This is a genomic window from Mesorhizobium sp. 128a, from assembly GCF_053848025.1.
Window position 1 is genome coordinate 1 of record NZ_JBSPKY010000046.1, and the last position, 11,857, is coordinate 11,857.

Annotated in this window: 8 protein-coding genes; 7 read left to right on the forward strand and 1 reads right to left on the reverse strand. The window is 58.0% G+C overall.

Translation table 11 applies throughout. The features are described 5' to 3' along the window. Window positions 1-780 precede the first annotated feature (780 nt). From ACWTU9_RS32480 to ACWTU9_RS32505, 6 genes are all read left to right on the forward strand, one after another. Window positions 781-2,058 carry a methylaspartate ammonia-lyase gene (locus tag ACWTU9_RS32480; protein WP_455861888.1) on the forward strand — a complete coding sequence of 426 codons (1,278 nt, stop codon included), beginning with the start codon at window positions 781-783 and terminating at the stop codon, window positions 2,056-2,058. Then, the gene (locus ACWTU9_RS32485; RefSeq protein WP_455861889.1) at window positions 2,058-3,203 is read left to right on the forward strand and encodes a CaiB/BaiF CoA transferase family protein; all 1,146 of its coding nucleotides are present in this window, start codon (window positions 2,058-2,060) and stop codon (window positions 3,201-3,203) included. Before ACWTU9_RS32480 ends, ACWTU9_RS32485 begins: the two co-directional genes overlap by 1 nt. Window position 3,204: 1 nt before the next feature. Beyond that, window positions 3,205-4,101 (forward strand): HpcH/HpaI aldolase/citrate lyase family protein, encoded by an 897-nt coding sequence (locus ACWTU9_RS32490; RefSeq protein WP_455861890.1) that lies wholly within the window; start codon window positions 3,205-3,207, stop codon window positions 4,099-4,101. Window positions 4,102-4,215: 114 nt separating this feature from the next. Continuing rightward, entirely contained in the window at window positions 4,216-5,151 is a 936-nt protein-coding gene (locus ACWTU9_RS32495) for a LysR family transcriptional regulator (protein ID WP_455861891.1), read from the forward strand. 135 nt (window positions 5,152-5,286) lie between these two features. Then, window positions 5,287-6,720, forward strand: a complete 1,434-nt coding sequence (locus tag ACWTU9_RS32500) for an aldehyde dehydrogenase family protein (protein WP_455861892.1) — start codon at window positions 5,287-5,289, stop codon at window positions 6,718-6,720. Further along, window positions 6,695-8,260 carry a fumarate hydratase gene (locus ACWTU9_RS32505; protein WP_455861893.1) on the forward strand — a complete coding sequence of 522 codons (1,566 nt, stop codon included), beginning with the start codon at window positions 6,695-6,697 and terminating at the stop codon, window positions 8,258-8,260. The genes ACWTU9_RS32500 and ACWTU9_RS32505 overlap by 26 nt, the downstream gene beginning before the upstream one ends. A 16-nt stretch (window positions 8,261-8,276) precedes the next feature. Here ACWTU9_RS32505 and ACWTU9_RS32510 read toward each other — a convergent pair whose 3' ends face one another. Beyond that, window positions 8,277-8,753, reverse strand: coding sequence for an Lrp/AsnC family transcriptional regulator (locus tag ACWTU9_RS32510; protein WP_455861894.1), 477 nt, complete (start codon window positions 8,751-8,753; stop codon window positions 8,277-8,279). A 315-nt stretch (window positions 8,754-9,068) separates the two neighbouring features. Here ACWTU9_RS32510 and ACWTU9_RS32515 point away from each other — a divergent pair, with 315 nt between their 5' ends. Continuing rightward, window positions 9,069-11,564 (forward strand): GcvT family protein, encoded by a 2,496-nt coding sequence (locus ACWTU9_RS32515; RefSeq protein ID WP_455861895.1) that lies wholly within the window; start codon window positions 9,069-9,071, stop codon window positions 11,562-11,564. Window positions 11,565-11,857: the final 293 nt, after the last annotated feature.

An 11,857-nucleotide genomic window follows, 5' to 3' on the forward strand; every position in this document is an offset into this window, starting at 1 on the left:
AACCCTGGACTTCGAAACGCCGGCCGATAGGCTACAGAAGGTGTTGCGATGACCGGTTGAACCCACCGGCGCAAAGCTGCCGTTCGCGTCATGGAGACGGGCGTCGGCTTCGGGTCAGATTTGTCCCTGCCCACTGGTCTTTGCAACAGAGATACAGGTCATCACGCCCAACACCGTAGAAGGTCGCGGGGTTTCCGAGTGGGAGGAAAGGCGGTAGCGCTCTTCCGACAAACGCCCGCGCTGCGTGTCGACCGGGTCAGCAACGCCGCGGAATCGGCTCCGCCAACTGTCTCGTGATCTCGCGCGACGTCACTTCTATTCGGCCCTCAATTGTGGAACTGGCCGGCATCCGCTTTGAGGCCGCAAACGGACATGAAGTGGATGCGTCTGATCATACTCAAAACTGCCTGCGCGTGTGGTTAGACCTGGGTACGGCGTCAACCAAACGCCGGTAGCAAAACGCCTTAGGCTGCCCCCGCGCTATTCCACCGCGCAGTCCCTCTTTTTGTTTTGCTCGAGCTGAAATAAGCATTCGTCGCAAATTCAGTGTTTATCTGGCCGTCGTCTCACTTCGAGGCGGTGGGAGCCGCAGATATCAAGTCCGCGGCTTGAGGCGAAGCGATCCACCATGGCTTGCGGCAACAAGGTTAAGGCACCCATCTGAAAACGCGATGGATCGCGTATGGAATTTATATTGGGCTTAGATTGCTTCCTGGGGCCTTAATCAAGTCGACGTCGAGATTGATCTCATTGCGACGAACACGCTGGGACGAGCAGTATATGAAAATCGTGGACATCGTTTTGGCACCGGGTACCGGTGCATTCTTCTATGACGATCAGGCCGCGATCAGGGCCGGCGCTGCACAAGATGGCTTCCTATATGTTGGCGAGCCGATGACGCCTGGCCTCACAGCCATCAGGACACCTGCGTCCTCGCTTAGCATAGGGCTCGTCCTTTCTGACGAAACGGTCGCCTGGGGCGACATGATGAGCGTCCAATACTCGGGCGCTGGCGGCCGCGATCCGCTCTTTGAAGCTGAAGCCATGTCCAAGTTCGCCAGAGCAGTTATAGCGCCCAGAGTGGCGAATGCAGACCTATCGTCATTCCTCAGGGCCTGCACAACGGTGCTCGCACCAGTCGAGGCCAAGCGCCTACCTCTCGCGCTGGAATATGGTGTAAGCCAAGCGCTTCTGCGCGCCGCTGCCCATGCAGGCCGGAAGACAATGGCCGAAGCTGTTTGCGACGCTTTCGACCTTCCCCTGCCCTCCCGGAGTGTGCCGATTTATGCACAGAGCGGTGATGCGCGCGAGATCAACGTCGACAAGATGATCCTAAAAAATGTCGACGTTCTTCCGCATGGCCTCATCAACTCACGACAGAAGTTCGGCGTTGGGGGCAAAACCTTCCTCGCGTTCGTCGAATGGGTTGCGGCGCGGAGCCAGCAAATTGGCCGGCCAGGCTACCGGCCCACCCTCCATTTTGACGTTTACGGTTGGATCGGCCTAGAGCTCGGCCTCGATCCTAAGGTCATTGCTGACTTCATTTGCCGCGTCGCAGACACGGTTCCTGACTTTACTGTGAATATTGAATCTCCAGGCGATTTCGGATCGACGGACGCGCAGGTCGATAACTACGCCCGTATTGTTTCGATCTTGGATAGCCGAGGTTCCAATGCCCGCATTGTGGTCGACGAGCGTTGCAACACGCTTGATGACGTACGGCAGTTCGCTGAGGCGCGCGCCACTCATCTGGTGCAAATCAAGACGCCTGATGTGGGCTCGCTTGCAGACACCGCTAAGGCAGTGTTGATCTGCAAGGAAAATCACGTGGGAGCCTATGTCGGGGGCAGTTGCACCGAAACCGATCTGTCCGCTCGGGCAACCGTCCACGTGTCAGTAGCAACTCAGGCCGATATGATGCTGGCGAAACCCGGAATGGGGGTCGACGAGGGTATCTCAATCGTCGGCAACGAGCAGAGCCGCCTGCTTGCCCTCCTCGAAAGGCGGCGCTCCCAACAGCTGCAAGACCCTGCAATCACAAGGGTGGTGCTGCGGTGATGCAAGCGTTGTCAGGAATCACCGTCGTCGCAGTCGAGCAGGCAGTCGCTGCGCCATACGCGTCTTCGCGGCTCGCCGATGCCGGGGCGCGGGTTATCAAGATCGAACGCCCGGAAGGAGATTTTGCCCGCAATTATGACAGTCTCGTTCAGGGGCAAAGCGCATATTTCGTCTGGCTGAACCGTGGCAAGGAGTCGGTCTGCCTCGACCTCCGAGCGGACGCCGATCGCGCACTGCTCGAGGCTCTCGTATCGTCTGCCGACGTGTTCATTCAGAACCTCAAGCCTGGCAGCATCGACAAGCTCGGTTTCGGGTCGGTAAGACTTCGTGCCCGGTATCCAAAGTTGATCACCTGCGATATTTCGGGGTTCGGGGAGGGTGGCGATTACTCGCATCTAAAAGCCTATGACCTCATCGTCCAGGCGGAAAGCGGGTTAGCGAATATAACGGGGACTGCAGAGGGCGCGGCAAGGGTCGGCGTGTCTGTGTGCGATATTTCTGCAGGTATGACCGCGCACAGCGCAATTCTCCAAGCCCTATACGCGCGGGCCACCACAGGAAAAAGCAGTTCTATCCAGGTCTCGCTTTTTGATTCCGTGGCAGACTGGATGAATGTTCCGGTCCTGCAACACGACTACGGAAATTATCGCACCCAACGTGCCGGAGTAAACCATCCCTCTCTTGCGCCCTATGGAGCGTACTTATGTGCCGACGGCAACGCAGTAATCTTCTCGGTTCAAAATGACCGCGAGTGGGTGAATTTCTGCTCAGACTTCCTGAAAAGGCCCGAGCTAACCAGGGCCTCGGGTTATGCATCGAACATGGATCGGCTTGGTAACCGCTCCGCCCTTGATAAGATTGTTCAAGCACGCTTTTCGCAACTCACGAGCGACCAAGCGATGTGCGAGCTCGAAGCCGCAGGTTTGGCTTATGGCAGATTAAATGACATCGCCGCCGTATCCGAACACCCGCATATTCGGAGGGCCGTCGTTGAAACCCCGGGCGGGACGATCGACGTTATTGCTCCAGCTGCAATCTTCAACCATGATCCCGTGGCATTGCGCCCGGTTCCGGCCCTGGGTGCCCACACGGCGTCAATTCGCCACGAATTTTGCACGCAGCATTCTACGGCTGGAGCCAAATAGCGTGAGCGGTGTGGGGAAGCCTCTGGCTGTCACGCCGTCCAGCGAGCCTCGTTGGCGTTCGTTGCTTTTTGTGCCCGCTCACTTGCCGAAGTTCGTAGAAAAGGCCCACGAACGTGGGGCTGATGCGATTGTTCTGGATCTCGAGGACTCGGTTCCATTGCCGTCAAAGGCTGAGGCGCGCCAACGGCTTGGTGACAGCATCGCGAAGGTCGGCCGGGATGGAGCCGCGGTCTTTGTGAGGGTCAACCAAGGCATGCGGGCGCTTTGCGCCGATCTTGATGCCACAGTTGTGTCCGGCGTTACCGCTATAGTTCTGCCGAAAGTCGAATCGGCCGAGTGGGTTGTTGAGATTGAGCGGGAGATCCTGGCGCTCGAGAGTGAGCGTGGCCTGATACCGGAAGGTATACGCTTGGTAGTCCAAATCGAAACTCCTGCTGCGCTGCCGCGGCTCACTGCCATAGCAACAGCGCATCCCAGGTTGGTCGCCATGGGCCTCGGTCCAGAGGACTTTAGTGCGGCGGTAGGCGGTCAACCTACAGCGGATCTCCTGCTTGGCCCAAATCTCGCGGTACTCTTTGCAGCGCGGGCGGCGGGCTTAATCCCACTTGGCTTCGTGGGCAGCATTGGTGATTTCGCCGATCTTCCGAAGTTTCGCGATACAGTGCGACGTTCGAAAGCCTTGGGCTTCGCCGGTGCTTTCGCCATCCATCCGGCCCAGGTTGTCCCCCTCAACGAAGAGTTCGCTCCACTGGCAAACGAGTTAGAATGGGCAAGACGCGTTATTAGCGCTGAACAGGAAGCTAAGTCTCAGAATTTAGGCGCGTTCACAGTCGACGGAAAAATGATTGATGCTCCCGTCGTTCGCCGCGCGAGAGCGCTTCTCGCCTGGGGACGCTGAAAGCAACCTTGCTACCTGGTCCATTGCCGTTCTGCCCCCTTCCTCCCCATCTGATTCCGAGATAGTTTCCTGGATGTAAATTTCCGACAAGCGTTGCGGGTAGGTCGCTTTTAAGTGGAATTCAGACAGCTCAAATATTTCGTAGGAGTGGTCGAGGCCGGTAGCTTCACGAAGGCTGCTGCCATGCTCAACGTCGCACAAAGCGCACTCAGCCTCCACGTTCGCCAGTTAGAGGAGGAGTTCGGATCTCAGCTGCTGATCAGGGACCGGAGTGGTATCAGCGTCACACCCTCTGGTGCAAAACTACTTGAACGTGCACGCACAATCCTGAACGAAATCAGGGTCACCAAGATCGAGATGAGCAGTACGGCCGCTTCGGGCGAAGTGACGATTGGCATCCCATCTGGAGCGGCGCGTGTGCTTTCAGGGCCCTTATTGGAAGCTGTGCGCAGTGAACTCCCACTTGTGACCTTGAAGATGGTCGAAGGAATGACCGGCCCTCTTGAGGAGTGGATGGCTGCAGGACGGTTCAATCTGGCAATCCTTTACCGAACCGCCGATGCCATTGCAGGCCTTCCGATATTGGCGAGAGAAGACTTCTGCCTCGTTGCCCCGCCCAATCTACCCCCTTTCCCCGATGTGGTAGCACTATCGGACCTACACGCTTTCCCGCTTGCGGTGCCAATGCGCACCAACAATGTCCGGCGTTCGGTCGCCGATGTGGTGGCTCAACATGGCTGCCGCCTTGACGTGCGGTTTGAAGTAGACTCGTTGTCGACGATCATCAGCATGGTCACTGAAGGCAAGGCCTATTCCATCCTCACACCTTCAGCCATCCACAAGGAAGTCCAGCAAGGGCTGGTCCATATGGTCAGGATCGTCGACCCAGTCATCACCCGCTCGGTGGTGTTAGCCGTGAACCCCAAGGATGAGAGTTCGCCTTCTGTGTCCGCGGTCCGCAAACTGATCCCCGGGATCGTCCGAGAGTTGATTGACAGCGGGCACTGGCTGGCAAAGGCTCCTACTGAGCCGGCGAGCGTACATTCCTGATACGGCCCGATCTCGTTTCCAGATGCCAATCGGCAAAATTCCATATTTGACCCCAAGCCATGGGCGGGATGTAAGTGACAGGACCGGTCCGGCTGGCGTGCCGTATCAGCCCTCACTTTTCAACCGGAGCTATAGATGTCAGAAGCCAGGCGGTATGAGCTCTTCATAGACGGCATATGGCGTAGCGGCGGCAAAGGCGACATTCCGGTTATCAACCCTGCTACCGAGCAGGCGTTCGCATCGGTCGCTTCCGCATCGACGAAAGACCTTGATGATGCCTTGGCCGCCGCCGAGCGAAGCCGTTACGCTTGGGCCGCGCGACCTGCCCGCGAACGGGGTGCTCTCCTTGTCGCAGCCGCACGGATCCTTGCCGCAAGAGTTGACGAGGCCGCCAAGGCGCTATCCGCCGAACAGGGCAAGACATTGGCCGAGGCAGCAGGCGAATACCGACGCGCGCTCGAAATGCTGGAATGGAACGGTGCTCAAGCAGAGGAGCTTTGTGCGTCAATTCCGATGGATTCCGGCCGCACGCTCGTGCCTGAGCCGCTCGGTGTGGTCACGGCCTTTACACCATGGAATTACCCGGCGGTCCTGAACGCTCGGAAGCTCGGTGCCGCATTGGCTGCAGGATGCCCCGTCATCCTCAAAGGTGCTGAAGAGACGCCTAGTGCCAGCGTGTTTATCGTCCAGGCTTTTCATGAGGCGGGCGTTCCCGCTGGCGTCGTCAACCTTGTGTTCGGAGTGCCAGCAGCAATTTCGGAGCATCTGCTCCGTTCCCCCATAATCAAGGTCCTGAGCTTCACAGGTTCCACGGCGGTCGGGAAACATCTTGCTAGGCTAGCCGCTGACAACCTCCAGCGTTGCGTCCTTGAATTAGGCGGGCATTGCCCAGTGATTGTGTGTGAGGATGCGGATCTAGAAGCCGCGGCCATGGCGATTTCGGAATACAAATTTGAATGCGCTGGTCAAAGCTGCAATGCGCCGAGCCGAATCCTGGTCGCGCAGCCGGTTTACCAGCAGTTCCTAACTCGATTGGTAGACATCGCGAAATCGATAAAAGTCGGCCCTCCTGATGCGCCGGGCACCGAAATGGGGCCAATGGCGAACGGCCGCAGGATTGAAGCTTTAAACCGCCTGACCAAGGATGCCGTCGGAAAAGGCGCACGGATTGAAATCGGCGGTACCAGATTGGACCGTGAAGGTTTCTATTGGCCACCGACAATTCTAACCGACGTGCCTTCGAACTCGGGTATTCTGCATGAAGAACCCTTCGGTCCGATCCTCACTGTGGCTCCGTTCAACACAATTGCAGACGCTGTCGCTGAAGCCAACGACACCGAATATGGTTTAGCTTCATATTGCTTTACGTCGTCCGAGGAGACCAAACAGCTGTTGGCAAGCAGTCTGGCGGCTGGCGCCGTCAGCATCAATCTCCTTAAAGGCGTCGCCGCTGATGCGCCGCATTCGGGCGTCAAGCAAAGCGGCTACGGCTACGAAGGGGGTGAGCACGGAATGCGGAGCTTCCAGAATTTGAAACTGGTAAATGGACTGGCTGCCCTTGAGCGGTAAGCGCACGTATACCTCGATCCGGGGTGAAGACATTGCGCAGAGCGTCGCTGACGCCCTGCAATATGTCTCGTACTACCATCCTCCCGACTACATCCACTATCTCGCCGCGGCTTACCGTGCCGAGAAGAGTGCTCCCGCGAAAAATGCTATTGGGCAGATTCTGGTCAACTCGCGCATGGCCGCTTTCGGCCGGCGCCCAATATGCCAGGACACGGGCCTAGTCGTGGTCTTCGCCAAGGTTGGAATGTCGGTTCTTATCGACGCAAAGGTTTCCTTCGTAGAGCTTATCAATGAGGGCGTCAGGCGAGCCTACCTCGATCCTGACAATCCTTTGCGTCCCTCCGTCGTAACCGATCCGCTGGCCGGACGGACGAACAGCCGGGATAATACGCCAGCGATCGTCCACGTTGAATTGGTGGCGGGCAGCGCCATCACATTTACGATCTCTGCAAAGGGTGGAGGCTCTGAAAATAAGGCCCGTTTCACGACGCTAAATCCAGGCGCCTCCGTCGCTGATTGGGTGGTCGAAACCGTCGCCACGATGGGGAGCGGCTGGTGCCCACCGGGGATGATGTCGGTTGGTATTGGCGGCAGCGCTGAAAAGGCGATGCTCCTTGCCAAGGAGGCAATGAATGAGCCGATCGACATGGCTGACCTCATTGCACGCGGCGCCTCGTCTCCGGAGGAGGCTTTGCGCCTCGAACTGTTCGAGAGGATCAATGCCCTAGGCATAGGCGCCCAGGGCCTCGGCGGTTTGACCACGGTTGTGGATGTGAAAGTCGCGACCTATCCGACCCACGCTGCGTCAAAACCAGTCGCCCTAATCCCGCAATGTGCAGCAAACCGCCATGTTACGTTCGTCCTCAACGGATCTGGCTGCGCGGTCTTCAATCCGCCAGACCTATCCCTGTGGCCTGATATCGGGCCCGATGACATAAGCCCTAAGAACGTCAGACGTGTGAACCTCAACACCCTGACGAAGGATGAGACCCGGCAATGGCAGTGTGGCGAGACGCTACTGCTGTCTGGCAAGCTTTTGACAGGCCGGGACGCTGCCCATAAGCGCATCGCAGAGTTTATTGATGCGGGCCAGCCGCTTCCCGTCAACTTTGCCGGGCGGGTAATTTATTACGTCGGTCCCGTGCGAGCCGTTGGAAGCGAAGTCGTGGGACCTGCCGGCCCAACCACGTCAAACCGGATGGACGGATACACCGAAAAAGTCCTTGCTGCTACCGGGCTTCTTGCCATGGTTGGCAAAGCTGAACGTGGCCCAGCCGCCATCGAATCGATCGTCAGACATCAGGCGCCCTATATGGTAGCCGTAGGCGGGGCGGCGTACCTCATTTCGAAATCTATCAAGTCTGCCCGCGTCATAGCGTTCGAAGACCTTGGTATGGAGGCTATCCACGAATTCGAAGTTCAGGATATGCCAGTGATCCTCGCAGTCGGCGCGGCTGGCACGTCTATCCATGACTTAGGCCCCGCCGAATGGCGCAAGCGCATGGCAGCTGACAGCATTGCACGCATCATCGGTGTTTGACCGGATTGATGCACGCTCAAATATCTTCTGGATCCTCAACAGGGACGGCGAACGTTGCCTTGACCCGGTCGACGACCACCATGGTCTTCAGGCTCTTAACGTGCGTGTTTTTATAGAAGAACTCGCGCGTGAATTGCTCATAGTCCTCCATGCTTCGGGCAGTGATATAGAGTACGAAGTCTGCCTCACCGGTTATATAGAAACCCGTCGCAATCTCGGGTGAGGATTTGATATCCCGCTTGAACTTGTCGATGATATCAGCACGTTCCCTTTCCAGGGTTACCATGACGATCATCTGGATCGGTCGGCCGACGGCCTTGGCCGATATGATCGAGACGTCTGCTTCGATAATCCCTTCCGCCCGGAGCCTCTTAAGACGACGCTGGCATGCCGTGGCAGAGAGTCCAACCTTGTCGGCAATGACATCGGAGGTCAAGCGGTTGTTCCGTTGAACCAATTCCAGGATACGGGCATCGATCCGGTCATATTTCATCTACGGTGGTCTCGGCTATGGCTGGCTCTCCAACCTCCCATGCTGGATACCACAGCAGAAGTCAGATTTTCAGTGTTTATAGAGGCTATCCTGCCGGCAATGCAACGCGCTAGCGGTCTCAGCCGCCTGCGTGGGAAAACGCAGTATTGACCTCACTTTGAGAAACGCTGCATCGCAATGACGCTACGCGCAGGAACACTGCAGGCTTTCCCCTCAGATCGGCGAAAACGAGTGCCCATCTAACAGTACTTTATCGGCCATAACCAACCCGCCTTCGTTCGCAGTTTTCGCGAGCAGGCTGCAACAGGGTTTCAAATGGCCAGCAAACTCCCGTCTCATGCCGAATACGTCATCATCGGAGGTGGCATTATCGGACTCTCTATAGCCTATCACCTGACCCGCTTAGGTCACAGGGATGTGTTGCTGCTTGAGCGAGATCAGCTGACTTGCGGTACCACGTGGCATGCCGCGGGTCTCGTGACCCAGCTCCGTGCCAATGAAACGATGGCCAAGCTCGCGCAGTACTCGGCCGAGTTGTTCCGGGATCTCGAGAACCTGACGGGTCAGGCGACAGGCTTCCGTCAAACCGGCTCCATCACTGTCGCTGCAACCCAGGACCGGCTTGAGGAGCTCAAGCGCGGCTCATCGATGGGGCGCTCGTTTGGACTGGACGTGGAGATGATCAGCGCTGCGGAAGCCCTACGCCGTGTTCCTCTGCTTGACGTCAGTGATGTTCTTGGTGCCGCGTGGATTGCATCTGACGGCATGACCAACGCGATAGACACCGCGCGGGCTTTCGCCATCGGCGCCCGCCAGGGCGGTGCAACGATACTCGAACGGACCCCCGCCAACCGCATTCTGGTCGAGAACGGACGCTTTGCGGGCGTAGAAACTAGCCAAGGGACGGTCCGAGCTGAGAAAGCGGTTATCAGTACCGGACTGTGGACACGAAACGTGGCAGCTGATCTCAATTGGTCAGTGCCATTACAGGCTGCTGAACATTTCTATGTGGTGACGGAAGCAATTCCCGGCCTCCCTCACGACCTGCCGACGATACGTGACATGGACGCCCGCGTTTATGCCAAGGCTGACGCAGGCAAACTGCTCGTAGGCTTCTTTGAGCACGAAGGGAAACCTTGGGGTATGAATGGCATACCCCAGGGTTTCAGCTTCGACTCGCTGCCAGAGGACTTGGATCATATCGAACCCTACCTCTCCGCCGCGATTGAGCGCATGCCTGTATTGGCAAACGTTGGTCTTCAACTGAATTTCAACGGCCCTGAGAGCTTCACGCCGGACAACCGCTTTCATCTTGGTCCGGCACCTGAAATTCAGGGGCTTTATGTCGCCTCTGGATTCAATTCCTGCGGAATCGAGTCCTCGGGTGGGGCAGGCAAGGTCATGGCAGAATGGATGTCGACGGGCCTGCCGGCCGGCGACTGTTGGGAGATGGACGTTCGCCGGTCCATGCCCTTCCAGCGGAATAAGCGGTACCTCTACGACCGGATAGTCGAGGCGGTTGGTAACCTCTGGACACTTCATCTGCCTCACAAGTCACCGAAGACCGCGCGCAACGTCCGCGTGTCTCCCCTGCACGACCGCTTGGCCGCCGCGGGCGCGAATTTTGGTGAAAGTGCCGGCTGGGAACGGGTCCAATGGTTCGGCGCTCCCGGGTCTCCAAATGAAAACCATGCGACGTTCGGGCGTGACGAATGGTTTGAACGCAGCGGCGCTGAGCATACAGCCACCCGCTCTGCCGTGACCCTTTTCGACCAAACTTCGTTTGCCCACATTCTGGTTCAAGGACCTGACGCCCTTGCACTGCTCCAGCGACTCTCTTCCAACGATGTAAACGTACCGCTCGGCAGGGTTGTCTATACCCCGTGGCTGAACGAGCGGGGCGGCATGGAGTCTGACGTCACGATCGCGCGTACCGGCGATGAGGAATTCCTCGTCGTCACAGCGGCAGTCCAACGCACCCGAGACCTCGCCTGGCTGCGTTTGCACGCCAAGGGCGCCGGCCACGTCGCGGTGGTCGACGTGTCATCCGCTTATACAACTCTCTCGGTCATGGGCCCGCAATCGCGAGAATTGTTGGAGCGAGTCAGCCCGGCCGATTTCTCCAATGAGGCATTCCCTTTTGCAACAGCCCGTGAAATCGAAGTGGGCTACAGCTTGGCACTTGCGTTCCGCATGACGTTTGTCGGCGAGCTTGGCTGGGAACTGCACGTCCCAACGGAACAGACGTTGGGGGTCTACGACGCGTTAGTGGCCGCCGGCGCCGATCTTGGTATGAGTCACGCGGGGTATGTTGCGCTCAACACACTGCGTCTAGAGGCGGGCTACCGGGACTGGGGCTCAGATGTCGGTGATGAAGACACCCCACTGGAATCGGGACTGGCATTTACGGTTGCCTGGAACAAGTCCGAGGATTTCATCGGCCGCGCTGCCCTTGAAGCCCAGCGCGGCCAGCCATTGCTTCGCAGGCTGGTCCAGCTCGCCGCGCCCGATGCCAAGGCTTTGATGTTCGGCACCGAGCCAGTTTGGCGGGACGGAAATCTCGTCGGATACCTGCGCTCAGCTGGTTTCGGCCACACTGTTGGGTGCGGCATCGGCATGGGATACTTGAAATCGGATACGGGGGTTACGGCGGCGTGGCTGTCTTCAGGGTCGTTCGAGATCGAGATCGCCGGCGAGCGCTATGCCGCAAAAGCTTCCCTGCGTCCGTTCTTCGATTCCGGCCGAAGCCGGGTCAAGGGCGAGCGGCGTGATTCCAGGGAGTTGATCGCGCCAGAGATCCTGAAGGCCTGAACCTCCAACCAGTCATGCGGGTCGTCTTTGCACACGCTGCACCCAGAGCGACCAACCGGCCGCCGAGCTCAAAAAGCTCGCCCGCCATCCCGCCGGTTTATACTCTGCGCCTGCTGTGTCGCGACCCAAGCTGGTGATGCTGCTTGTCTCGGAGTTCGATCATTGCCTTGCCGACCCTTTCGATCGTGTCGCTGTGGTCTCCAATCATGGCAAAGGACAGCTTGCTCTGCGTGTTTCAGAAATTCGCGGACACCCATTCCGCTAATTCGCGGACAGCGATTTCAGTAATTACG

Coding starts and splice junctions, on each gene's coding strand:
- ACWTU9_RS32480 (WP_455861888.1), top strand. CDS start 781: ATGAAAATCGTGGACATCGTTTTGGCACCGGGTACCGGTGCATTCTTC.
- ACWTU9_RS32485 (WP_455861889.1), top strand. CDS start 2,058: ATGCAAGCGTTGTCAGGAATCACCGTCGTCGCAGTCGAGCAGGCAGTC.
- ACWTU9_RS32500 (WP_455861892.1), top strand. CDS start 5,287: ATGTCAGAAGCCAGGCGGTATGAGCTCTTCATAGACGGCATATGGCGT.
- ACWTU9_RS32505 (WP_455861893.1), top strand. CDS start 6,695: ATGGACTGGCTGCCCTTGAGCGGTAAGCGCACGTATACCTCGATCCGG.
- ACWTU9_RS32510 (WP_455861894.1), bottom strand. CDS start 8,753: ATGAAATATGACCGGATCGATGCCCGTATCCTGGAATTGGTTCAACGG.
- ACWTU9_RS32515 (WP_455861895.1), top strand. CDS start 9,069: ATGGCCAGCAAACTCCCGTCTCATGCCGAATACGTCATCATCGGAGGT.